At 66.8% G+C, this 24,043-nt stretch carries 19 protein-coding genes; 4 read left to right on the top strand and 15 right to left on the bottom strand.

Annotated elements, in window-relative coordinates:
• Positions 1 to 31: 31 nt before the first annotated feature.
• From DOO78_RS00760 to DOO78_RS00770, 3 genes are all read right to left on the bottom strand, one after another.
• Positions 32 to 955, bottom strand: a complete 924-nt coding sequence (locus DOO78_RS00760) for a DUF2493 domain-containing protein (protein ID WP_099957450.1) — start codon at positions 953 to 955, stop codon at positions 32 to 34.
• A 307-nt stretch (positions 956 to 1,262) separates the two neighbouring features.
• Positions 1,263 to 2,297: a DUF7146 domain-containing protein gene (locus tag DOO78_RS00765; protein ID WP_111467817.1), complete on the bottom strand. Its 1,035-nt coding sequence runs from the start codon at positions 2,295 to 2,297 to the stop codon at positions 1,263 to 1,265.
• The gene (locus DOO78_RS00770) at positions 2,297 to 6,622 is read right to left on the bottom strand and encodes a strawberry notch-like NTP hydrolase domain-containing protein (RefSeq protein WP_111467818.1); all 4,326 of its coding nucleotides are present in this window, start codon (positions 6,620 to 6,622) and stop codon (positions 2,297 to 2,299) included. The genes DOO78_RS00765 and DOO78_RS00770 overlap by 1 nt, the downstream gene beginning before the upstream one ends.
• A gap of 231 nt (positions 6,623 to 6,853) precedes the next feature.
• Between DOO78_RS00770 and DOO78_RS00775 the strand changes: the two genes are divergently transcribed.
• Positions 6,854 to 7,213, top strand: coding sequence for a hypothetical protein (locus tag DOO78_RS00775; RefSeq protein ID WP_099957453.1), 360 nt, complete (start codon positions 6,854 to 6,856; stop codon positions 7,211 to 7,213).
• Positions 7,214 to 7,242: 29 nt separating this feature from the next.
• Here the strand turns inward: DOO78_RS00775 and DOO78_RS00780 are convergent, their stop codons facing one another.
• From DOO78_RS00780 to DOO78_RS00795, 4 genes are all read right to left on the bottom strand, one after another.
• The gene (locus tag DOO78_RS00780; RefSeq protein ID WP_099957454.1) at positions 7,243 to 7,467 is read right to left on the bottom strand and encodes a DUF6117 family protein; all 225 of its coding nucleotides are present in this window, start codon (positions 7,465 to 7,467) and stop codon (positions 7,243 to 7,245) included.
• Positions 7,464 to 7,877 (bottom strand): hypothetical protein, encoded by a 414-nt coding sequence (locus tag DOO78_RS00785; protein ID WP_099957455.1) that lies wholly within the window; start codon positions 7,875 to 7,877, stop codon positions 7,464 to 7,466. Before DOO78_RS00785 ends, DOO78_RS00780 begins: the two co-directional genes overlap by 4 nt.
• Positions 7,878 to 7,945: 68 nt before the next feature.
• The gene (locus tag DOO78_RS00790) at positions 7,946 to 8,164 is read right to left on the bottom strand and encodes a hypothetical protein (protein WP_099957456.1); all 219 of its coding nucleotides are present in this window, start codon (positions 8,162 to 8,164) and stop codon (positions 7,946 to 7,948) included.
• Positions 8,165 to 8,223: 59 nt separating this feature from the next.
• Positions 8,224 to 10,362: a ParB/RepB/Spo0J family partition protein gene (locus tag DOO78_RS00795; protein ID WP_111467819.1), complete on the bottom strand. Its 2,139-nt coding sequence runs from the start codon at positions 10,360 to 10,362 to the stop codon at positions 8,224 to 8,226.
• A 267-nt stretch (positions 10,363 to 10,629) separates the two neighbouring features.
• On the opposite strand from DOO78_RS00795, the gene DOO78_RS00800 reads away from it, so the two are divergent.
• Positions 10,630 to 10,923 (top strand): hypothetical protein, encoded by a 294-nt coding sequence (locus DOO78_RS00800; protein ID WP_099957458.1) that lies wholly within the window; start codon positions 10,630 to 10,632, stop codon positions 10,921 to 10,923.
• Positions 10,924 to 10,963: 40 nt separating this feature from the next.
• Here the strand turns inward: DOO78_RS00800 and DOO78_RS00805 are convergent, their stop codons facing one another.
• Entirely contained in the window at positions 10,964 to 11,344 is a 381-nt protein-coding gene (locus tag DOO78_RS00805; RefSeq protein ID WP_099957459.1) for a DUF2958 domain-containing protein, read from the bottom strand.
• Positions 11,341 to 12,300, bottom strand: a complete 960-nt coding sequence (locus DOO78_RS00810) for an ArdC family protein (RefSeq protein ID WP_111467820.1) — start codon at positions 12,298 to 12,300, stop codon at positions 11,341 to 11,343. Before DOO78_RS00810 ends, DOO78_RS00805 begins: the two co-directional genes overlap by 4 nt.
• 269 nt (positions 12,301 to 12,569) lie before the next feature.
• Between DOO78_RS00810 and DOO78_RS00815 the strand changes: the two genes are divergently transcribed.
• On the top strand, positions 12,570 to 14,435 hold the full coding sequence (locus tag DOO78_RS00815) for a bifunctional diguanylate cyclase/phosphodiesterase (RefSeq protein WP_207802741.1): 1,866 nt from the start codon (positions 12,570 to 12,572) through the stop codon (positions 14,433 to 14,435).
• A gap of 21 nt (positions 14,436 to 14,456) precedes the next feature.
• Here DOO78_RS00815 and DOO78_RS00820 read toward each other — a convergent pair whose 3' ends face one another.
• The 6 genes from DOO78_RS00820 to DOO78_RS00845 form a co-directional block, all read right to left on the bottom strand.
• A complete protein-coding gene (locus tag DOO78_RS00820; RefSeq protein ID WP_111467821.1) occupies positions 14,457 to 17,729 on the bottom strand; it encodes an error-prone DNA polymerase in 3,273 nt (1,090 codons plus the stop codon).
• Positions 17,726 to 19,246: a Y-family DNA polymerase gene (locus DOO78_RS00825; RefSeq protein ID WP_111467822.1), complete on the bottom strand. Its 1,521-nt coding sequence runs from the start codon at positions 19,244 to 19,246 to the stop codon at positions 17,726 to 17,728. The genes DOO78_RS00820 and DOO78_RS00825 overlap by 4 nt, the downstream gene beginning before the upstream one ends.
• On the bottom strand, positions 19,161 to 19,913 hold the full coding sequence (locus tag DOO78_RS00830; RefSeq protein ID WP_111467823.1) for an ImuA family protein: 753 nt from the start codon (positions 19,911 to 19,913) through the stop codon (positions 19,161 to 19,163). Before DOO78_RS00830 ends, DOO78_RS00825 begins: the two co-directional genes overlap by 86 nt.
• Before the next feature lie 139 nt (positions 19,914 to 20,052).
• On the bottom strand, positions 20,053 to 20,631 hold the full coding sequence (locus DOO78_RS00835) for a PIN domain-containing protein (protein WP_111467824.1): 579 nt from the start codon (positions 20,629 to 20,631) through the stop codon (positions 20,053 to 20,055).
• Positions 20,621 to 21,067, bottom strand: a complete 447-nt coding sequence (locus DOO78_RS00840; protein ID WP_111467825.1) for a MerR family transcriptional regulator — start codon at positions 21,065 to 21,067, stop codon at positions 20,621 to 20,623. Before DOO78_RS00840 ends, DOO78_RS00835 begins: the two co-directional genes overlap by 11 nt.
• A gap of 73 nt (positions 21,068 to 21,140) precedes the next feature.
• Complete coding sequence (locus tag DOO78_RS00845; protein WP_111467826.1) at positions 21,141 to 22,502, bottom strand: tyrosine-type recombinase/integrase; 1,362 nt, start codon at positions 22,500 to 22,502, stop codon at positions 21,141 to 21,143.
• Between the two features lie 488 nt (positions 22,503 to 22,990).
• Here DOO78_RS00845 and DOO78_RS00850 point away from each other — a divergent pair, with 488 nt between their 5' ends.
• Positions 22,991 to 24,037, top strand: coding sequence for a pyridoxamine 5'-phosphate oxidase family protein (locus DOO78_RS00850; protein WP_111467827.1), 1,047 nt, complete (start codon positions 22,991 to 22,993; stop codon positions 24,035 to 24,037).
• Positions 24,038 to 24,043 lie beyond the last annotated feature (6 nt).

Genomic DNA, 24,043 nt, shown 5'->3' on the forward strand with positions numbered 1-24,043 from the left:
GATCGGCAAGTATTGCGAAGTCTGACGGCGCTCACGCGCCGCCGAACTTCCAGACCGGGATTCCGAGCTTCTTCGCCTTGTCGGCCAGGTTGTCGTTGATGCCCGTGCCCGGGAAGTGCATCACGCCCTTCGGCACGATCTCCAGCATCTCGTCGTTGCGCTTGAACGGCGCTGCGCGGCCATGCTTCGTCCAGTCGGGCGCGAAGCCGATCTGTGGGACGTTGCGGTTCTTCGCCCAGAGCGAGGCGATCTTCTCAGCGCCCTTCGGCGACTTGCCGTGTACCAGCACCATGTCGGAGTGCTTCTCAAGCACCTGGTCGAGCTTGGCCCAGATGAGCCGGTGATCGTTGAAGTCGAGCCCGCCGGTGAGGACGATCTTCGGGCCGGGAGGAAGAAGGACCTCCTGATCGGCACGCTTTTTCGCCATCAGGAAGTCGCGGCTGTCGATCATCGCCGAGGTGAGATTGCGATGGTTGACCTTCGATCCGCTGCGCGGAAGCCAGGGCTTGCCGACGTGCCGTTCGTAGTGTTCGGCGGCCTGGTCGCGCATCAGCTCGAAGGCGGCCTGGCGCTCGATGAGCGTTTTGCCCTCGGCGATCTGGCGCTCGAGTTCGACCGACTTCACCTCGCTGCCGTCCTGTTCTCGCTGCGAGCGCTTTTGAGCCTGCTCGTTATCGTCGAGCTCGCGTGCGATCCGTTCGGTGGCGCGATGGAAAACGTTGACGGTCGACCAGAGGAGATCGTCGAGATCGGGTTCGAGGCGTGTGTCTTCCAGCGTGACGATCAGCGCGTCGAAGATGTCGGCGACGGCGCCCGCGACCGCGTTGCCGTCCGGAAGAAGCCGCTGGTCCGGTTCATCGGCGAAGGGCCGGTAGCCGTGGAGCTGCAATTCGTTGAGAACATGGTCGGTGGGTGAGGATTCGTGGTGGGGTTCGAAGTCGTCGTGGTCGTCCATGGGATGCTCCGTCGTTAGGACCGCGACCGTCGCGGCCTTCATGGCGACGAAGCCCACCGGCGGGCCGGCCCTGCACCCGGAGCGCAGCGCAGGGCCGGAGCGTCAGCGGAGGATGGCGAAGGCCGGCTATTTTGCCTCGCGATGGAAAGGCGCGGCACGCGCCGCCGGAAAATAGTCGGCCGCCGCCATTGCCGGGCCGGCCCGACTGTGGGCCGATCGCCCTCTCGAAGGCCGAGGCGCGGTCCTCTCAATTGTATGGGGCATCCGGACGGGTATGGCGGCATCGCCGCCACCCTCCTCCTGCCGGCTATGCCGCCAGACCCATGAAGCGCGCCACGTCCTGCGGCCCGATCTGCATCCGGGTCTGGCTTCTGAGCGCATCGATGCCGAGGGTGCGGAGATCCTCGTTGAAGTCGCCGCGTTGGGGCGAGATCACGATCGCCTCGATCCCGGCCGCGTTCGCCCGTTCGACCAGGCTGTCGCGCGCACCGTCACCGGCTGGATCGTCGTCGCGCAGGATATAGAGCCGCCGCAGCGTGTCCGGGAACAGGATGGCGGCGAGATGGGCTGCGGAGAGCGCCGCCAGCATCGGCATGTCGGGCAAGACTTGCCTGACCGACAGGACGGTCTCGATGCCTTCGCCGGCCGCCATGACTTCGCCGCCCGTGCCAAAGCGAACCGCGTTGCCGAGAAGATCGCCCATCGCACGCCTCGGTGTGTCGAGCGGCGCCTTGTCGCGGCGTCGTGGGTCGAGCCAGGTCCGATGCGCCCCGGTGATCTTGCTGCCAAGGTCTGTGACGGCGGCCATCATCGCCGGCCAGGTCTCGGTCGGAGAATGCTCGTCGGGCCGATAATAGCAGCGCGGGTGGAAGCGCAGATTTCCGGTTCCGCGTAAATCCGTAATGCCGCGTTCGCGTAAGTACGACTGTACGAGCGTGCCCGTGATCGGCTGCGACATGCCGAACAGGCGGCGGGCCGCCTCGGGCGATCCGTGCGGCGCAGGCGCCTGACGCGGGTTTGCCGGCATCGGCTCGGGCGGCGGCATGCTGAGGAAGGTCCGTGCCTCGTCGGCGACATCCTTGAAGTCGATGAGGCCGCAGCTCTCCCGGATCACGTCGAGAAGATCGCCATGCTCGCCGGTCGCGGCGTCGGTCCATTTGCCGGCCGGACCTTTCGGTGAGTCCTTGAGCCGCACATACATCGAGCGGCCGGGCGTGTTGCGCACGTCGCCGACCAGCCAGTAGCGCCCCTCGCGCCGCCCGCTGGAGAGGTAATGGCGGCACACCGCCTCAGCCTGCCGGCCGAGACGCTGCGCGAGATCGGAAGCGTCGTGACGCGACATCACGCGGCCTCCCGTTCGGAGATGCGCGCCACCGGATAAGTGTCGAGCAGCTTGGTGAGTATGCTCACGCCGCTGGCGTCAGCCGGCACGAAGAAGCGCAGCTTCCAGGAGATGATCTCGCTGAACAGGCCATAGGCCCGCAGCCGCTCGCGCATCGCCTCGGTGAAGCCGGTCAGCTCCAGGCGATAGGCGCTCATAACGCGGGCGCGGCGAAGCTGGAGGCCCTCGGCCAAATCGAGGATCGTGCGCCCCTCCATCAGCGCGGCGAAAGCATGTTCCGGGCTCAACGTGCTCGCCCCCTGCGAGGTGGCGTTCGCAGCCCAGGCCGGCGAGACGCGGCGGCCGATAATGCGCTCGCCTGCATCGGTCTGAAGCCGGTAGACCCGGGTCGACTCGTCCGGCAGGCGCTTCCAGATCGGCAGCAGCAGGCCGGCGACGATGTGGATCGTGCTGTCGGAGAAGTCCGGGATGTCGGCAAGCTCGGTCTCCCAAGCCGCTGCGAAGCGATCGGGATCGGCTTCCTCCCAGTGGCTTTCGTCCATCATACGCAGCGGCGCATAATGCTGCTCCATCGGCCGGATCAGGCAGACACGGCGTTCGATCTCGCCATCGTCGAGCATCATCGACGGGGCCGGCATCTGGACCCCGGCCCGGCCGGAGCGACCGTTGACCAAGAGCCGCGCGCGCGGATCGGAGAGATGGTCGAGCGCAGCGGCCAGCGTGACGGGTCGGTTACGCTCCCGGCGCGTGATGGTCAGGAGCCGCGTCTCCGCGCCGGTGCCGGGATGGACGTGGATCACCTGACTGTCGGTGACCACGAAGCTCTCGGCCTGCAGCGTCTCCAGCCCGACGTCATAGTGACCGCTGCGGATCGCGCCCTCGATCTTCGCCGTCAGGAGCTGCTCGAAGGCGGTGAACAGGATGCCCTGCAACTCGATGGTGAGCGCCAGCAGCCGGTTGAGGAAAGTGGTGATCGGCGGCAGCTCGTCCTTGATGCCGTTGTCGTCCATCAGCTTGAGGCCGGTGGCGGTTTCGAAGCGATCGAGCGAGCATCCCTCGACCTTGCCGCGCACGAGCAGCAGGTAGAGCTGGCGCAGCGCATCGCGCGCGTAGTGGGATTCGAGATTGTCCTCGGGCCGGAACAGGCCCTGGCCGCCGGTCTGGCGCTGGCCGCGCGTGATGGCGCCGAGCGTGTCGAGCCGCCGCGCGATGGTCGAGAGGAAGCGCTTCTCGGCTTTCACGTCGGTGGCGATCGGTCGGAACAGTGGTGGCTGGGCCTGATTGGTCCGGTTGGTGCGGCCGAGCCCCTGGATCGCCGCGTCGGCCTTCCAGCCAGGCTCCAGCAGATAGTGGACGCGCAGGCGCTGGTTTCGGACAGCGAGGTCCGCGTGATAGCTGCGGCCGGTGCCGCCGGCGTCGCTAAAAACGAGGATACGCTTGTCGTCGTCCATGAACGAGGCCGCCTCGGCGAGATTGGCGGAGGCCGCCCGGTTCTCGACGGCGAGCCGATCGCCCTTGCGCACGACGCGCCGCGAGCGGCCGGTCACCTCGGCGACAACGTCCGTGCCGAAACGCTGGACGATCTGGTCGAGCGCACCAGGAACCGGCGGTAGCGATGCGAGCCGTTCGATCAGTTCGTCACGCCGGGCGACAGCCTCGCGGCTCTCGACGGGTTGACCGTCGCGATAGACCGGCCGCGACGACAGGTTGCCCTCGCTGTCGGAAAACGGCTCGTAGAGCTGTACCGGGAACGAATGGGCGAGATAGTCGAGGACATATTCGCGCGGTGTGATGTCGACGCGGACGTCGCCCCATTCCTCGGTCGGGATCTCGGCCAGGCGTCGTTCCATCAGGGCCTCGCCGGTGGAGACGATCTGGATGACGGCGGAATGGCCGGCCGCTAGGTCCTGCTCGATCGAGCGGACCAGCGTCGGCGTCTTCATACTGGTCAGCAGATGGCCGAAGAAGCGCTGCTTGGCGCTCTCGAAGGCCGAGCGCGCGGCCGACTTCGCCTGCCGGTTCAGCGTACCGCTGTCGCCGGTGATGTTGGCGGCCTGCATCGCCGCATCGAGATGATTGTGGATGATGGCGAAGGCGCCAGCATAGGCATCGTAGATGCGCGTCTGCTCGGGGGTGAGCTGGTGTTCGACCAGTTCGTATTCGACGCCGTCATAGGAGAGCGAGCGCGCCGTGTAGAGGCCGAGCGCGCGCAGGTCGCGGGCCAGCACCTCCATCGCCGCAACGCCGCCATTGTCGACGGCCTCGACGAATTCGGCCCGGTTGGCGAAGGGGAAATCCTCACCGCCCCACAGGCCGAGGCGCTGGGCATAGGCGAGATTGTGGACGGTGGTGGCGCCGGTCGCCGAGACGTAGACGACGCGGGCGTTCGGGAGCGCGTGCTGGAGCCGAAGGCCCGCACGGCCTTGCTGCGACGGGGCGACGTCACCCCGTTCTCCTTTGCCGCCACCGGCGTTCTGCATCGCGTGGGACTCGTCGAAAATGACCACTCCATCAAAGTCGGAGCCCAACCATTCGACGATCTGCTTGACCCGCGAAAGCTTCTCGCCGCGGTCGTCGGACCGTAGCGTGGCATAGGTGGTGAATAGGACGCCTTCGGGCAGCCGGATCGACGTACCCTGAGGGAAGCGCGACAGCGGCGTGACCAGCAAGCGTTCCATGCCGAGCGCCGACCAGTCGCGCTGGGCGTCTTCGAGCAGCTTGTCGGACTTGGAGATCCAGACTGCCTTGCGGCGGCCCTGGAGCCAGTTATCGAGGATGATGCCGGCGGACTGGCGGCCCTTGCCGGCGCCGGTGCCGTCGCCGAGCATGAAGCCACGGCGGAAGCGGACGGCGTTCGGGGCATCGTCCGGCGCGGCGGTGACGAGATCGCCAGTCTCGTCCACGGTCCAGCCCCCGGCGAGATATTCGCAATGGGCCTCGCCGGCATAGATCACCGTCTCGAGCTGGGCGTCGGAGAGGATGCCGTCGGCGACGATCGGCGCCGGCAGCATCGGCCGGTAGCTCGGCTGCGGCGGCGCGACCGAGGCCATGGCAGCGGACTGCACGAGCTTGGTCGGGTGCGGCTGTGCGCCGTCGATGCGGATCGACTGGAGCGCATAGGTCTCGTAGATCGAGTCTGACAGGCGGCCGCTCTCCGGCGGCGTCCAGTCAATGGTCTCATAGGCAAGCGGCACGCCTTCGGGCTGGGCGATGAGACGGGCGCGCTGGGCCGTCTCCGCACGCGCGAGATAGCCTCGCACCGTGCGCGGCGTGTTGGCCGGTGTCGCGGCGGAACGCGCGATCGGGACCGGCAGGCGGCCGGGAAGCTGCGCTTCGATCCAGCCGAGCAGCGTCGCGACATCGGGTGCGATGCCGGCGGAATCCGGGAAATGCTCAGGGTCCTCGGCCGGCACCTTGTCGATGACGGTCAGGCGGGTCTCGATGGTCGTGCCGTGCTTGGCATAGACCGAGCCGGCGATCGCAGCGGTGAACACGACGCGGCCGCGTCCCTGCAGGCGCACGAAGGCGTCCCGCCAGGCTGGAAGCTCCGGCGAGAAGTTGGCGCCGGTGATGGCGACCAGCCGCCCGCCATCGGCGAGACGGGCGAGCGCCGAGGAGATATGCCGATAGGCGGCGTCGGCAACGCGCCCGGAGACGTTCGCCATCACCGAGAATGGCGGGTTCATGATGACGACGCTCGGCATGGCGGCGGGATCGAGATGGTCGTCGATCTGGGCGGCGTCGAAGCGCGTCACGGGCGTGGCCGGAAAAAGAGAGGTGAGAAGATCGGCGCGGGTCTCTGCCAGCTCGTTAAGGATGAGCGATGCGCCCGCGGTCTCGGCGAGGACGCCAAGCAGCCCGGTGCCGGCGGACGGCTCCAGCACGCGGTCGGCCGGGGTCAATATTGCCGCCGTCAGCGCCGCAAGACCGAGCGGGATCGGCGTCGAGAATTGCTGGAGGGCCTGCGCCTCCTCTGAACGGCGCGTGTGCGTCGGCAGCAGTCCGACGATCTTGGTTAGGGCGGAGAGCCGTGAAGCCGGCGGCCCAGCTTTGCGGAAAAGCGTCTTTCCGTATTTGCGTAGGAACAGGACGGTCGCGACCTCGCAGGCGTCATAGGCGGCTTTCCAGTCCCACGCGCCGGCTGTGTCGGACGCGCCGAAGGCGTCGTCCATGGCGCTGCGCAGCATGGCGGCATCGACGGTGCGGCCCTGTTCGAGGTGGGAGAGGATGCGTTCGGCGGCGGCGAGGATGGCGGCGGCCGGCGGCGCGGAGGAGCCAAGCGGAAGCGAAGCCGCCTCGGCGGCGGGGATCGGAGCATGGAGCATCGGGAGAACCTCGGAGAGCGGGACAAGGGCAAGCCGGCCCGGCGCTCTCTCTCGACCGGACGGGCTCAAACCCGTCCCGGCCACCCTCTCACTCTGGCGCGGCCGGAACCCGACCTGTCGCACCGGCTTCCGGCGGTGCGGATGGGGCGCTAAGCTCTCGTAGGAAAACAAGCCGCGGCGCCTCGCACCATTCGCGCGTGCCGCGCCGGCTGAGTGAGCATCGGAGGCGAGATGAAGGGCAGTGCGATTGGCATCCTCGGCGCGGCCTGTCTGGCTGTCGGCTTCGGTGCGGGCTTCGTGCTCAGGCCGGTGATCTCGCCGGTCACTGCATCTCCGGCCGTCGCCGCCGGCGTCGCACAGCCGAGCGAGGACGAAGCGACCGCGGCCGTGCGGCGCCATCGCCTGTTCACGGGCACGTCGCTGGCGAACGCGACGCTGAAGCTCGGCGATTGCTCGCCGGGTGGGGTCGGTCCGGGCGTGACCTGCATGACGCAGATCGTGCTCGATCCGACCAGGCCGAACGCGAGCCCGCAAAACCGGCCAATCGGATTTGCCCGCGTCAACGGGCAGTGGGAAGTTGCGGTCTGGTAGCGGCGTGCGAGGACATTGAGCGCGCTCACCTATGTCGACGCGTCCGGCGGGCTGTAGATTTCGAAAGGATTGCCATCGGCGAGATGGCCGAACGGTGTGAAGACGAACTCGTCGTCATCGCGGCCGACGGCGCAGATCACGTAGCGCGGTTCGCCGGTTGCTAAGTCGGTGCATTCCATCAGCGCCAGGTCTCCGCTGTTCGCGGCACGCAGCAGCGTCTGGAAGTTTGCGCGGGCATAGGCGGGGATGCTCATCGCGCGCCTCCCTCGGAAAGCCGGTCGGCGAGCCAGCGGCCGGTGCTCGTCCATGCGATCGTCTCGCCGGTGGCGAGATCGAGCACATGGGCGCCGCCCGAGAAGCCGTCGATTACGGGAGTGGAAGCGATGCCGGCCCATTGGAACCCCCAGCGGCCGGTCAATCCGAAGGTCTCGGCGCAGCGCGTCACGAAGGTGATCGCAAGCTGCTGATCTGCGGTGCCGGGATCGCGCAGCCAGAGCTGCGACGCACCGTGATCGGGTGTCACCGACAGATGAAACGGCTCGGCCGGCGGGTCCTCGCGGCCGTTCTCGGCCATTAAGGCGGCGTAGATGTCGAAAGCCCGGGCGACATTAGCGGAGGTGCCGACGTCGAGCAGGCAGGAATAGCGGGTGAAGAAAGCGGTCATAGCGGGCTCCGGAAACGAAAAGAGCCCGGCGCTCGGGCCGGGCTCGGAGTGGGTTCGGGGTGGTGCGGCTAGTAGCCGAACTGCCAGGATGGCCATGCTTGGCCGTCGTCGGCGGCGCGGATGGCGTCGGCGAGATAAGCGGGATCGCCTTCGACGACGACGGGGTCGCGCACCGGGGATTCGTCGATGATCGTCACGCGGCCGACGATCCCGTCCTCGATCTCGACAAGCACGGGAACGAGGTACTGGAAGACGACGCGGCGGGGCGACGGGTCGGATCGCGACATGGCGATGCTCCTTCGATCTGAGAAAGGACCGGAGCGGCCGAAGCCGCTCCGGGTGCTCGTCATTCGGCTGCGACAAGGTGCGGTTCGTCGTCGTTGGCCTCCGCCGTGACGTCCTCGTCGTCGCCGGCGAGGAATGCGGGCAGCGCCGCATCGTCGTCCTCGCCGCCAGCCTCGACCTCCGGCGTGGACGCCTCGGCATCGTCGATCGGGCGCAGCGGCTCGGGCAGCCAGCCGGTCTCGGCGAGCAGCCGCTCCGCCTCCTTGGCCATGTCGCCCTTCTTCAGGTGGTCGATGAGCTGCGCGGCCTGCTCGCCGACGCCCTCGCGAACCGCCTGCAGGATGCGGGGCTTGGTGACACGGTTGAGGTAGTTGCCGAAGGTCGGGCGCCAGCCGGCCTCCACCAGATCGAGCCCCGTCGCCTTAGTCAGGCGGTCCGCCTGGGCGAGCCGCATGTCGAGCGTGTGCTGCGACACGCCGCCGGCGCTGTGCGGGTTCGGCCGCTCATAGAGCGCGTTGACGCCGTAGCTGACGCAATGCGCCAGCAGCGCCATCCGGCTGGCGTCGTCCAGGCCCGCGAGCCAGTCCCACAGGGCATCGTCGTCCTTCGGGATGTCGCCGGCCCAGGCGGCGTGACGGTCCTGCACCGCGCGGGCGGACGGGCTGTCCTTCAGCCCATCGTCCTGCGCCGGGAAGAAGACGTGCTTCACCCCGGCCTCCATGGCGCCCGTATACATGCGGGTCATGAAGGTGTCCGACACCAGCTTGTGGAGCAGCGCGGTCATGGCGACGTGCGGGTTCTCCGCGACGGCGTTGCGCAGCGCCAGCGTGCGATAGGCCGTCAGCTCGATGATCAGGCGCTCGGGGAGCGGCTTGATCGCGTCGTCCTCGTCGTCGTCCGCCTCGACGGGCTGGCCGCCGATCGTGATGACGGCGCGCTGCACGGCCGGCGCACCCGGCTCGCTCGCGCGGCCTTCGGTCTCGCCCCCGTCGGCCCCGATGTCGGGTTCGGGAACCTCGTCTTCGGCCCGGACATAGCCGCGATCGATGGCGATGCTGCCATCGTGGGCGATGCTGATGAACACGCCCGCGCGGGCGATGTCGTCGGCCTCGAATCGCACGGGACGGGTTTCGAAGACCGACAGCGCCGTCTCGATCTCGCCGAGCCGCTGGTCGATCTCGTCGGGCAGCTCGTCGGCGCCTTCATATTCCGCCTCGAGCTTCTGGTATTCGGCGTTGAGCGCCTCGATCGTGGCCTGTTCCTCGGCAGTCAGGTCCAGCGGTTCGCCCTGCAGCTCGCGCAGGCCGCGCGTAGCGTCATAGGGGAAGCCGACCGCGACCTCGATCCACTTCCAGCCCTCGGCGGCGATCGTCTCGGCCGTCGCCTTCAGCTTTTCGCCGACCAGCCGATCGAGCAACGCCGCATCCTGCAGCCAGCCGCCATCGTCGGACTGGAACAGATCGCGCATGACGATGCCGCCTGCCAGCTCATAGGCCTCGACGCCGACGAAGACGGCACGCTTGTCCGAGGCGCGCACCGTCGTCTCGGTCAGCATGCGGCGGATCTGATACGGCTCCTTCGACCAGGCGTCCTTGATCGCGTCCCAGACCTTTTCCTGGCGGGCGTGGTCGTCAGTGACGGTGAAGGCCATGAGCTGGTCGAGCGTCATGCCGTCCTCCGCATAGACCTCATGCAAGGTGGGCGATGCGGCCGCGAGGCGCAGGCGCTGCTTGACCACCTGCACTGGCACGAAGAGCGCTGCGGCGATCTCCTCCTCGGTCTTGCCCTTCACCCGCATGTCCTGGAAGGCGCGGAACTGGTCCAGCGGGTGGAGCGGCGCGCGGTCGATGTTCTCGACCAGCGAGACTTCCTCGGCCAGGACCCCGTCGTCGCGCTTGCGCACGACGCACGGCACCGGCGCGATCTTGGCGAGGCGCTTCTGCTTGACCAGCAGCTCCAGCGCGCGGAAGCGGCGGCCGCCGGCCGGCACCTCGAACATGCCGGTCTCCTGGCCCTCGGCATCGACCACGGGGATGACGCTGAGGCTCTGGATGAGGCCGCGACGCGCGATCGAGGCCGCCAGGTCCTCGATCGAGACACCGGCCTTCACGCGCCGGACGTTGGACTGGCTGAGCACCAGCTTGTTGAAGGGGATGTCGCGCGAGGACGACAGGACGATCTTCTGAATTGCAGTAGCCATCGGGATTACTCCGCGACGGGCGGCCGAGAACCTCTCTCGACCTCCAACCCGTCACGAAAATCCGGTCCTCCCTCTCACTCTCTTCTGGCCGTCGCCCCGGGGCGCGGCGACCGGGCCGATCTGGATGCGTTCGCCGCGCAAAGCCTCTGGCATTGACAAAAGACGACTATAATAGTCGCCCTTGGCGGTGTGGCTGGAGAGGAAGACACGCGCGCCAGGTTCGCGTGTGTCCGGATCGCCCGGCGCTCGGGGCGATCGGAGGAAACGATGAACACGGCGGTGAAGGACGGCGCGCGGACGCCGTGGCGCGATTGGCTGGCGATGCTCGGCCGCAGGCGATCACGGCCGAGATTGTCGAAGGTCGAGCGCGCGCTGATCGGCGCCAACGGCAAGGCCCTGACGATGCTGGCGACCGCGCTGCAGGCGCGCGGCCATCTCGACGTCCGGGAGTTCTCCGAGCTGCTCGGCATTTTCAGCGTCGTGGTCGGCGAGGATGACGACCTGGAAGGCATGATCCTCGCCGTCTGGGCGGGCCTGCTGAAGGACAGCGTCTCGTCGTAAACGAGAGAAGCCGCAAAGCCGCAGGCCCGCCTCCACGGATTTACGCCTTTACGGATGGTTCGGGCCTCGCGCGGTGGACGGCGTGAAGCACGCGTTCGGCCGCGCGGATGCCGCCGGTTCGACGGGCCGCTTCGGCCCAGGCCGAGATCGGATAAAGGCCCTCGAACAGGATGTCGCGCTCGATGCCGAGGCCCATCGGCAGGCGCACGGCGATCATTTCGGCGAGGCTGAAGGAGCCGAGTTCGGGGTCGCCGAGATCGGCCAGGCCGAACAAGGTGTCGCCGTCCTCGTCAAGTTCGGTCGCCAGCCAGACGCCTTCGCCGAGCGGGTTGAAGAATTTGACCACGGGGATGTGGTCGGCGTCGCGGTTCCGGCCGTTGGCTAGGAGCTGCTCGCGCAGCTCTTCCGTCAGGAGGATCATGCGGCCCTCCTGTCGATCGCGGGTTCGGCCGACAGCGCGGCCCCGTCGGCCGGCACGAAGCCGAGCAGCCAATCGGCGGCTTTGCTCGCCTGGCTGGCGGCGCGGACGATGGCGCGATTGTCCTCGCGCAGCACCTCCAGCCAGGAGCCGATGTAATCGGCGTGCCGTACGGTCGGCACGATGCCGAGCGAGGCGCAGCAGAAGGCGGCGTTCATTTCGGCGACCAGCTCCTCGAACGCGTATTTCTTGGTGCCGAAGCCGCCGGTCATGTCGCGGCCGAGACGGGACGGATGGCCTGTGGCGTGACCCAGCTCGTGCAGCGCGGTGCGGTGCCAGTTGATCGGTTCAAAATAGGCCTGGGGCGGCGGGACCTGCACATAGTCGAGCGCCGGCACATAGAAGGCGCGATTGCCGCCGATGCGGAAATCGATGCCGGTGGCGCGGATCAGCGCCTCGACCTGCGGCTCGATCAGGCCTGGCGCCGGTGGCGGCGCGACAATCGCGACATCCTCCGGCAGGCCCTCGCACTGCGCGGCGTTGAACACCGTGAAGCGCTTCAGGAACGGGATCGCCTGGGCCTCGTCGCCGGTCTCGCGGGCGCGCCGCTTCTCGTCGTCGGGCACGAAGCGGTCGGCATAGACGACGGTCGTGCCGCGCTCGCCCTTGCGGACATTGCCGCCGAGCGCCAGCGCCTGGCGGAAGGTGAGCCAGCTCTGGCCGGCAAAGCCGTGCTCGATGACGGCGCCCCAGAGGATCAGCACATTGATCCCCGAATAATGCCGGCCGGTGGCGGCGTTCCTCGGCATGGCGAGCGGCGCCTTCGCCGCGGCGGTCCCCCAAGGCTGGACCCAGGGTACGCGGCCGGCCTCCAGCTCGCCGATGATCTTACCGGTGATTTCGTCGTAAAGGCTCGTCCGGTCCTGGCCGGCGCGAGCGGGTGCGGCTTTTCTGGACATCGCGGATCTCCGCGACGGGCGCCGGAAGCTCTCTCCCAGCTCTCAACCCGTCACGGCAAAGCCGGTCCGCACTCTCGCTCTATAGGGGGCGTTGCGGGGTGTCCCCGCAGAAGGGGTCGGCCGAGACCAAAGGCTCGGCCGCAGGGGAAGGCTTTCCCCTCCAGCGAGGATTACCTCCATGTTTATCTTTGGGTAAGCCGAACTTCACATCTAGCGACTATTATAGTCGCATCCCTAAGTGTCAGTTGAGTTGGGCGACGACCGTGTTGTTGCATATCCAGAACAAGATATTGCGGATGATCGCCAACAGCGAACCTGTGGCTGACACGGCGCGCGAACTCTGTGCCGAGATAGAGACACTGATGTCTGGCGTGATCTGCTCGATCCTGACGGTCGATCAAGCCGGACTTTTGCATCCGCTCGCGGCACCGAGTTTGCCTGCGGACTATTCTTCTGCGTTGGATGGGATGATGGTCGGCCCGGAGGTCGGGTCCTGCGGCGCGGCTGCTTATCTGCGCGAACCCGTCATCATTGAGGATATCCGACGTGATCCGCGCTGCGCCCGCTCCATGGGACTCATAGAAGGCCTTGGCGTGAGCGGATGCTGGTCCTTCCCTGTCGTGAACGCGGGCGGCGACGCCATTGCCGTCATCGGCTTTTACAGCGAGCAAGCGCGCTCGCCGAACGCTTCTGAGCGCGCGCTGGCGGAAGCCTGCGTCGATCTCTGTGGTCTTGCGCTTCAGCGGCATGAGCGAGCGGTCGACCGCGAGCGCCGCGCGAACATAGACGCGCTGACCGGACTGCCCAATCGTTCGGCCTACAACGGCGCGATGGCGCAGATTCCGTGTGACGTCCCGGGGGCCTGGGCCCTCTTCATTATCGACCTCGATAATCTGAAGATCGTAAACGACACGTTCGGCCACCTGGCCGGTGATGCGCTCATCAAGGCGGCGGGGACCCGGATCGCGCGGGCGATGGCGCCCGATGTCAGCTTCCGGCTGGGCGGCGATGAATTCGCCGTCATCATTCAGAACCCCGGCTCGCTCGCCGATCTGAATGCGGCGGCGGAACGCGTGCTGACAGAATTGGAGCGCAGCGCCGATTGCGAGGGGCATGCCGTGGCGCCTCGCGCGACGATCGGCGGTGCCGTCCTCGGTGCCTCCGAACGGACTGCCGTGGCGGTCAACGAGGCCGCGGATTTCGCGCTCTATCACGCCAAGGAGACCGGTCGCGGCGGGTTTGTGCGCTACTGGCCGGGGATCGGTACGCGGATCACGCGGCGTCGTGACGCGATACGCGATGTGGCCGATGCGCTCGCCGATGAGCGCATGGAAACGCACTACCAGCCTATTGTCGCTCTCGATACGGGCGAGATCGTCGGGCTCGAGGCGCTCTGTCGCATGCGCACCGTGGCGGGTGAACTCGTAAGTGCCCTCGCTTTTCGCGAAGCGACCAGTGACGCCCATATCGCTGCGGAGCTTACGCAACGTGTTGCGGTAACAGTTGCGCGGGACATCGCATTCTGGCGGGATCAGGGTCTGCTCGTCCAGCAGGTCGGACTCAATGTTTCGACTGCCGATTTCTACACGGGCAGCCTGGCTCAGAAACTCGAAGATGCCTTTGGTCGTGCTGGCGTGTCGCTCGGCGGCTTGGTCGTCGAAGTGAGTGAGGATGCTTGCATCGGGCGAAGTGATCGCGTCGTAACGCGAGAGATAGAGGCGTTGCGCGCCGCCGGCGTCCGCGTCGCGCTTGATGACTTTGGAACGGGACATGCGTCGCTGACGCATTTGCTGAACGTGCCGGTCGACATCATCAAGATCGATCAGGCCTTCATCGGCCGACTATGGCCGGACGATCCAAGCATGGTGATCGTCGAGGGGTTAATCGATATCGCGCGGCAGCTCGGCATTGAGATCGTGGCCGAGGGGATCGAAACAGAAGTTCAGGCGAGCCAGCTTTGGTCGATGGGCTGCAAGGTCGGGCAAGGCTTTGCGTTTGCCCGTGCGGCAGACCGCGACGCGACGTCGGCGTTGCTACGCCGCCATGCGAGCGGCTGTGAAGGTGCGACGCCGATCTTCGCCCGAAGTCCGTTGGATGCTTCGACCAGTCGTTTACGAACAGTGCGCAGCGCTTGAGCGCGGGAGGCTCGGCGCAGCCTAGCGGAAATCGCGCGTTTTGACTTTGATCGTGTCGATGTGAAGGTCGGGGATGTAGATATCTCGGGTCCGAAGCCCCTTTGGCGGTAGGCCGCGCGGGTCAGGCGTCGGTGAGCCGTGGTGAAACTCGTCCCCGCGACCATGTGGCAGCGGAAAGGCCGTGTCGCGCTCGCCCACGCTGACCAGTTCGGCGGAGAGATCGGTCAGCCTCTGGGCGACAAGGTGGACCACTTCACCCTCGCGCTGGACGCGCCCCCGGATCGCGATCATGCCGGCTGACAGGATGGTCCGGCGGTTCTGCTCGAAAACTTTAGGCCAGACGACGAGATTGGCGATGCCGCTCTCGTCTTCTAGCGTGATGAACATGACGCCCTTCGCGCTGCCGGGCCGCTGCCGCACCAGCACGATGCCGGCCGCCTCCAGCCATCGGCCGTCCTTTGCGTCCATCGCCTCTTGGCAGGAGACCATACGACGGCGGCGCAGCTCCGGCCGCAGGAACGAGACCGGATGGTCGCGCAGCGAAAGGCTGACATGGCGATAGTCCTCGACCACTTCGCCGCCGGCTGTCATCGGGCGCAGGATGACGGCCGGCTCGGCGACCTCGGGCACGATCTCCGCTTCGCGGGCCGACGCGGCGGCGAAGAGCGGCAGCGGCTCGTCGCGCAGAGCCTTGATCGCCCACAGGGCTTCACGCCGCGCAAGAGCGAACGGCTGGCGAAAACCGTCGGCTTCGGCGATCTGCGTGAGCGCCGCGACGGGTACGCCGGCCCGGCGCCACAGATCGTCGATGGAGACGAAGGGCTGGTCCGCCCTGGCCGTGACGATCGCCGCGCCGTGAGCGTTGGCGAGCCCTTTGACCATGCGCAGACCAAGGCGAACGGCGAACCGCTCCTCGCTGCCGGTGGGCTCGAGTGTGCAGTCCCATCGGGAGGCGTTGGCGCAGACCGGACGGATCTCGACGCCGTGATCGCGCGCGTCGCGGACGATCTGAGCCGGTGCATAGAAGCCCATGGGCTGGCTGTTCAGCAGCGCGGCGCAGAAGATTTCCGGGTGCCAGCATTTCAGCCAGGCCGAGGCGTAAGCGATCAGCGCAAAAGAGGCTGCGTGGCTTTCCGGAAATCCGTAACTGCCGAAGCCCTCAAGCTGCTTGAAGGTCTGCTCGGCGAACTCGGCCTCGTAGCCGTTGGTGACCATGCCGGCGATGAGTTTGTCGCGGAAATGCGAGACGCCGCCGGTGAATTTGAAGGTGGCCATCGACTTGCGAAGCATATCGGCCTCGCCGGGCGTGAAGCCGGCGCATTCGATGGCGACCCGCATCGCCTGCTCCTGAAAGAGCGGCACGCCGAGCGTCTTGCCGAGCACCTTCTCCAGTTCGGGCTTCGGATAGTGTACGGGCTCAAGGCCCTCCCGGCGACGAAGATAGGGATGCACCATATCGCCTTGAATCGGGCCGGGCCTGACGATCGCGACCTGGACGACGAGATCGTAATAGGTGCGCGGCTTCAGGCGCGGCAGCATCGACATCTGCGCCCGGCTCTCGATCTGGAAGGTGCCGAGCGTGTCGGCCTTGCGGATCATCGCGTAGGTGCGCGGGTCCTCGGCCGGAATGGAGGCGAGATCGAGATTGACGCCCTTGTGCTCAGCCAGAAGGTCCAGCCCCTTCTTCATGCAGGCCAGCATCCCAAGCGCCAGGACGTCGACCTTCATGAACTTCAGGGCGTCGATGTCATCCTTATCCCATTCGATGACCTGCCGGTCCTTCATCGCGGCCGGCTCGATCGGCACGAGGTCATCGAGCCTATCATGGGTTAAAACGAAGCCGCCAGGATGCTGGCTGAGATGGCGCGGCGCGCCCATGAGTTGGCGCGCGAGATCGAGCGTCAGGCGAAGGCGGCGATCGGCAAGATTGAGGTTCAGCTCTTCGACGTGCTTCTGTTCGACGCCTTCCTCCGACCAGGCCCAGACCTGAGACGACAGGGTGCCGATCAGATCCTCGGGCAGGCCTAGCGCCTTGCCGACATCCCGTAGCGCGCCCTTGGTGCGATAGCGGATGACAGTCGAACAGAGCGCGGCGTGGTCGCGGCCGTAGGTGTCGAACACCCATTGCATGACGATCTCACGCCGCTCATGCTCGAAATCGACGTCGATGTCGGGCGGCTCGCGCCGTTCCTCGCTGACGAAGCGTTCGAAGAGAAGGTCGTTGCGGCCGGGATCGATCGACGTGATGCCGAGGACGTAGCAGACTGCGGAGTTGGCGGCTGATCCGCGGCCTTGGCAAAGGATGTCCTTTGAGCGGGCGAAGCGGACGATCGAATTCACGGTCAGGAAATACGGCGCGTAGTCGAGCTTCTCGATCAGCCGCAGCTCATGCTGAAGCGCGGCAGCCACGCTGTCAGGCACGCCCTCCGGATAACGCTCGGCGGCGCCTTCCCAAGTGAGCTTTGCCAGCGTCTCCTGCGGCGTGAGTGCCGGATCGTCACGCTCCTCGGGATATTGATAGGCCAGCTCGTCGAGATTGAAACGGCATCGGTCGGCGATCTGCAGGGTTCTGGCAAGCGCCTCGGGGTAGCGGCCGAAGAGACGGTGCATCTCCTCGGGCGGCTTGATGTAGCGATCGGCGTGACGCTCCCGGCGGTCGCCGATCGTGTCGATCGTGACGTTGTGCCGAATGCAGGTGACGACGTCCTGAAGGATGCGGCGGGCGGGCTCGTGGAAGAGGACGTCGTTCGTCACCACGGTCGCGACCCGCATCTGGGCGGCCAGGTTCGACAGCTCGTGAAGGCGGAGCTGGTCGTTGGGCCGACGGCGCAGCGTCAGTGCCAGGTAGGCCCGATCGCCGAACGCATCGCGCAGGCGGCGCAGCCGAAGGCCGCATTCCTCATCGGCGAGATCCGGCACGAGCACGGCGATCAAGCCTTCGCCGTAGGCGACGAGGTCCTGCCATTCGAGCACGCACTTCGCCTTTCCGCCGCGCCGCTTGCCGAGCGACAGCAGCCGGCAGAGTCGGGAATAAGCTGATCGGTCGGTTGGATAGACCAGCACCGACATGCCGTCGCTGAGGTCGAGACGGCAGCCGACAATCAAGCGAACCCCGGTTGTCTTCGCCGCTTCATGAGCCCGGACGATGCCGGCGAGCGAATTCCGGTCCACCACGGCCAGGGCTTCGATCCCGGCAAGCGCGGCCTGGGCGAACAGCTCCTCGCAAGACGAGGCCCCCCGCAGAAAGCTGAAATGCGAGGTGACCTGAAGTTCAACGTAGCCGGGCTGGCTCATCCGAAGACCCCGTGAATGAACCAGCGGTGCGAGCCTGTGGCGGTGTCCTCGCCGTCGCCGGCGCGAAACAGCCAGTAGCGTTCGCCGGCGTCGTCCTCGACCCGGAAATAGTCGCGGACGGCGGCCAGCTCAGCATCACGCTTCCACCATTCGCCGAAGACACGCTCAGGTCCGTCGCCGCGCCGAAGGCGGCGGCGGATTCCGCGCCAGGTGAACGACACCGGCGGATGGTCGGGGAGCAGCGCCACGGTCTCGACCGGCTCGGGTGCCGGGAGGAGGCGCGACGGTCTCGGCCAATGACCGGGCCAACCCGCTCCCGTGTCGGCCGCCATCGCCGGGATACGACAGACAGACCGTTCCGGAACGTCGCTGGCGACGGGGGCAAGCCGATAGAGGGCGCGCTCGCCAACGCGGTTCATCAAGGTGTCGATGAGATCGGAGACGTCCGGGGTGCTCTCCTCGACCAGCGAACTGACGATCTGCTTGCGTTCGAGCGGCTCGGCGACGCTTGCGGCAAGCGTCATCACCTCGATGCCGAAGCCGGGCGAGATGGTCTCGATCTTGTCGCACAGAAGGCGCGTCAGCCGCTTCGCGTCGCGCACCGGCGTGGCCATGCCGACCCGCACCGCCTGGGCCCGGCTATCGACGCGGTGGCAGATGAGATCGAGCCTGCGTGCGCCAAGCCCGCTTTCCTCAAGGCGTTCGCAGAGCTGCGCAACAAGCTTGCCGATGTAACGGGCGATTGTCTCGGCTGCGCCGATCGGCTCGGCGAAGGCGCGGCGCACCTCGATGAGATCGGCAGGCCGAACCGGCTCAATGAGTTCGGCCGCAATGCCCAAGGCCTGGTCCAAGCGTCGGCCGAGTTCCGGGCCGAAGCGAAGCGTGAGCGGCGCGCGCGGCTGCGCCAGAAGATCGCCGACCGTTCGGAAGCCGAGCGTGCGCAGCGCCGCGACGGTGGAGGCCGGAATGCGTAACGCCTCAAGCGGCAACCGCTCCAAGACGGACGGGCCATGCCCCTCGGGCGCGATGACAACCGGCTGCGCTGAAAATCGGGCCAGCGCATGGGCCGCTCCCCAGGTGTCGGCGATCGCGCCTCTCGCGAAGATCCCGGACATGGCGAGGCGCCCGATCAAGCCGTCCAGCATGACAGTCTCGCCCCCGTGGAGATGATCAGCGCCGGTCGAGTCGATGATGAGGCCGTCGGGCGGATCGGGGGCGACGATCGGTGCATAGCGGAGAAGCCACACCGCGAGACGCTCAAGCGCCTCGGCGTCGGCAGCGGGATCGGCATCCTGCACGATGAGGCCAGGCACCAGCACTTGCGCCTTGGTGACGGGCATGCCGGCGCGCAGGCCGGTGGCCTGGGCCGCTGCATCCGCCGCCAGCACCACCCGCCTGTTCCCGTCGCGGCCAATCAGGACGAGCGGCGCCTCAGCCGGAGGCGCCGCGTCGCCAGCCTTCCGCCGCAGCCTGTCCGTGGACCAGCTCGGCAGGAAGAGCGAGACGACCCGTGTCATCGCACGCCTCCAACTCGAAATCTGCACTTTCGCCCGCTCGCGCGCGGATGAGTTCAACCAGCCAGCGGGCGCGGCCCACGCCGGGAACGGGTAGCGGCGTTGAGGGCATTACGGAGACGCGCCAGCGCGTCATCGCAGAGGTCGGTTGGCCGAAATCCGTCGCCTCTGTCTGTCGCCGCCAGCGCCGCAAAGCGATCCCGAGCGAGCCGGCGCCTTCGGCCGCCAGTTGCAGCCGTCTTGATGCTGTCATCGAAAGGCGGGCGACCTCGCCGATGACGGCCCCGAGGCCGCCGTGGCGCAATCCTTCTTCCATGCAGGCGAGGACGGTCTTGTCGTCCCCAGCTTCGAGGTAGATGACGCGGTCGCTCGCGAGCCCTGCCTGGGCAATGGCGGGCGCGAATAGGTCGGCACGCGTGATACACCAGAGGATTTTGCCTTTGGTGCGGGCCGCGAGGCCCGCGCTGAAGGAAGCCGCTGCGGCTCCGTCGACCGCTCCGTTGCCGCCGCCGGCTATTTCATGCAGCGCGCCGAGGGCAAGGCCGCCGCCGGGGAGTCGCGAATCCACCTCGGTGATCCCGAAAGGAAGGACCGATTTGGCGCGCCGGCTCCGGCCTTCGATCTTCTCGATCTGCGCGCGCAGGGACTCTATGGCGGGCTGGGGCCGCAAGTGCGTTCTTGACCTCCGAAGGCGGTGTAGTCATGTTCGCTATTTGTTCTGATTTTCGGGTCGTAGAGTCAAGAATGATTCTGCGGTCTTGCCAGCGCGGCGATAACGTGAAGCGGAGCTTCCGAGCCCCGGCGGGGGATCAGGCCAGGTGCGCTTTGCGGCGCCGCAGGATGGGAGCGAACTCGGCCAGCCCCTGCCGTTCGAGAATGTCTATGAATTCCGCAATGGATGGCGTCGTGCGTCTGAGGTTTTCGCGCGCTCTCGCGATACTACTGAGAAGGGCTTTCGGATAGGCTCGGTGCAGGGCCGAAAGGAAGGCGTCGGGCGACACAGCGGCGATTCCGTGAGGGGCGATCTGCGAAGCGGGGAAATCCTTCAGGTTCCAAGTGACGATCGTCTCGGCACCGCCAGCGATCGCGGCCGCAAGCACATGCCGGTCATCCGGATCGGGCAAGGAAAGGCTCGGAATCAGGCTCCGATGGTTGGCGACATTGGCGTCAGGCAGGACGGCTTTCATCATGTCGCGGGTGTTCTCGAAGCGCGTAACCGGCGTGCTGGGGGAATTGGCGGCCAGATTGCGTATCCATTCCGCGTGAATGTCGTCGGTCCAGCGCGCGGCGACTAAGCCATCGAAGGCGCACTGGATCAGGACATTGCGCAGATGGAAGGGATAAAGGACGCAGGCGTCGTAGACCGCGATGGGCGGTCTAGAGGCCATGGTTGACGACAAGATCCTCTGTGTCTTCGGCCAAGGCGTCCATCGCCTTCTGGCGAGCGTCCAGCATCTCCTTCAAGGCCAGCACGTCCTTCAGCGATGCCCGGCGGTGCTTTCCGACATAGCGGAACGGCAGATCGCCGATGTCCATCCGATGGACGACGAGCGGACGCGAGATGCCTAGGATCACCGATGCGTCGGTCGGGCTCAGCTCTTGATCTTCCGTGAGCACGGCGACCCTCTCGCCGTTCAGCAGGCGAGACAGCAGCGTCTCGACGGCGCTGATGGCGGCCGGCGGAAGGGACAGGGTCTGCTCCCGTCCATCGCGACGCCGCACATGCACCTCCACGTGATCGCCCTCTGCCAAGGATGGCAGAGGCGTCACGGTCTTGCGGTCGCGGTCGGACAAACCGGCGAACTGCACCACTTGGCTGGCCATGATCGTGTCTCCTGACCAGCCAATATAAGGGTTGCGGGGCTTAACTGCAATAACTGAAACCCCCATCGCGCGATCAAACTGCAAGCAACTGCTCCGAGTCCTCGGCCGTGTCCTGTTCGGTAGCGGCGGCCTTCTGCAGGAACCGCGCGAGGGCGGCTTTCCGGGAGTCGCGGTCCAGGGCGTAGGCCGTCTGTTTGAACTCGATCCCATCCAGAAGCCCCTGAATGTAGCCCGAGATAGTGTCGGCGGCCATGATGAGCGCGGTATCGAGCGTATGGATGTAGTTGCTCGTGACCGATCCCTTCGCATGCCCGACCAGCGCGGCGATCGTGACTTCGGTGAAGCCGAGATCGTTGGCGATACTGGCGAAGCTGTGCCGCAGGACGTGTGGCGTGATGTCGGCGAGCGCGGTGTCCGCGAATATCTGCTCCCAATGGTTAGGGAAGCTCCCGAACGCATTGTCATCACCCTGGCCGGGAAAGACGTAGGTGCCGGCCTGCTCCTTCCGGCGGTTTTCGAGATACTCCACGACTGGCAAGCCGATCGGACGGATCGAGCTTCCTTCCTTACTGTCGATCAGCCGGAGACAGCTTGAATCGGTGTCAGCCTCGCTCCAAGCCAAGGTGATCATCTCGGTCCGACGGCATCCGGTGAGCGCGAGCTGCCGGATGATGTCGACCGACAACTCATACTTCTCGTTCTCAGCAGCCTTGGTCAGGATGTCGCCGAGCAGGCGATATTCGGCCTCGGTCAAGCGCCGTCCGCGCACATTGTCCTTCGGGCGCCGGACGCCGTGGACGGGATTGAGGTCGATGATGCCTGCTTCAACCGCGTAGGTGAGGATGCCGCCGAACAGTCCGATCGTCCGGGTAGCCGTTCCGGCACCGCCGCGTACGATGGCGCGGCCGCGGAGCTTCTTCGTCTTGACGCTGCAGCGGGTCTTGCCGGCCATGATGTCTTTCAGGGCTTTCGTGATGTCGGCCTTCACGAGGTCCTTGACCCGTCGAGTGCCGAGCAAGGGCACGATGTGGCGTTCGATGCGTCCTGTATCCGAGAGGATCGTGCTCGCCTTCTTTGGCCGGCCACCCTTACCCAGGATGAGGCCAGCCTTGAGATCAGCGACGTAGAGGTCGCACAGCTCCTTGACGGTGATCGCCTTGTTGTCGAGCTGCTTCTCCTCGGCGGGATCTTCACCCTGAGCGATGCGGCCTAGTTGGACCTTCGCTTCCTGGCGCGCGCGCTCGGGCGTCCAGATGCCATGCAAACCGATGGTGAACCGACGCGAACGCTTGCCGAGGCGATACTGGATGACGTAGCTGCGCTTGCCCGACGTGAAGACGCGGAGGCCGAAGCCGGGGAGTTCGTCGTCCCAGATGACGTAATCTTTGGAGCGGCTTTCAGCGGCGTCAACGACCCTTTTGGTGAGCTTAGACATGGGCTTTCTCCGACCCGACAGCGCTCTCTCGCGTAAGCATCACGTAAGCAAGCGGGCGAAAACTGTGGCGAGACAGAGCGTACCTCCGGCGGAGGCCGAAATCAAATTCTTTAGCGATTACAGGGAGATAGGCGGCCATCGGCGGCTCCTGGCGTTTATTGGCGGAGCCAGCGATAATCCTCCGAAGGCAAAGGTCGTACGTTCGAATCGTATCGGGTCCGCCAATCTTCTCAATATATTAGGCTGGGTCGGCCAGGGAGTTGCCTGGCCTTGGCCGGTAGGCGCGCTGGCTTGTGCCGTGATCTGCCCGCCTCGCGGTGCCGATGACCCCCCCTTCCTACAAGCCCGATGACGCGCTGAAGGGCGCCACCGCCGCTCGTGCCGGCAACGGACCGGGCTCGCCTGACGCGGAACTTAGTTGAGAATCATTCGCAACTTCTCTAAGCCGGGCGGCAGGACGAACCCCCGCAGCGGAGGAGAGGCGATCCATGACCGGCACGGCAGGACCGATCCAGGATGACGCGGCCGCCGCCGCGACCGCCATCGACACCGTCGCCGCGTTGGAAGGCGTCCTCGGCAAGACGCCGCCGCCGATGCACCTGAAGGTCATCGACCATCTCGACGAGGGCGCCCGGCGCTGGATCGCCGCATCGCCGCTGCTCTTCGCCGGCTTCGGCGACGCCGCCACGCTCGCCATCACCCTCGGCGGCGGCGCGCCGGGCTTCGCCGGCACCGAGGCCCGGATGCTGCGCCTGCCGCTCGCGGCGCTCGACGAGCCGGGGCTGGCGCGGCCGGGAGCCGGCTTCGGCGCGCTTTTCCTCGCGCCGGGCCTCGGCGAAACCCTGCGCGCCAACGGCCGCGTCGCCGGGATCGAGGGCGGCGAGGCCCGGATCGCGGTCGAGGAATGCTACGTCCATTGCGCCAAGGCGCTGATCCGCTCGGCCTTCTGGTCCGCGGCACGGCTCGATGCGGCGCCCGGGGAGCCCGCTGCCTTCGCCGCCGCCAGCCGGTTCATGGCGCTGGCGACGATCGATCCCGGCGGCCATGCCGATCTCAGCCCGAAGGGCGATCCGGCCACGCGGCTGGCGCGGCTGGAGGGCGACGCGCTGTGGTTCCCGGACCGGCCCGGCAACCGACGCACCGACAGCTTCCGCAACATCATCGCCCAGCCGCGCATCGCGGCCGCGCTGCTCCTCCCCGGCTCCGACCGCGTCCTGATCCTCGGCGGCCGGGCGCGGCTGAGCACGGAGGCGGCGGCGCGGGACGGCTTCGCCGTGGAGGGCAAGGTGCCGCCGCTCGTCACCCGCGTCGAGCTCGCCGGCCTCGCCCTGCGCCGGAGCGCCGCGCTCGAACGCGCCGCCCTCTGGCCCGTCGCGGCACCGGTCGAGGGGATCGATCCGGTGGCGATGTTCACGGCGCATGTGCGGCTCAACCGGGACAAGGGCCTGGCGGCCCGGCTCGCCGGTGCCGTCGTCTCCATCCCCGGGCTGATGCGGAAGGGGTTGGAGAAGGACTACAAATCCAACCTCTACTGAGCGCCG

This window comes from Roseicella frigidaeris (assembly GCF_003258945.1).
GTDB lineage: Bacteria > Pseudomonadota > Alphaproteobacteria > Acetobacterales > Acetobacteraceae > Paracraurococcus > Paracraurococcus frigidaeris.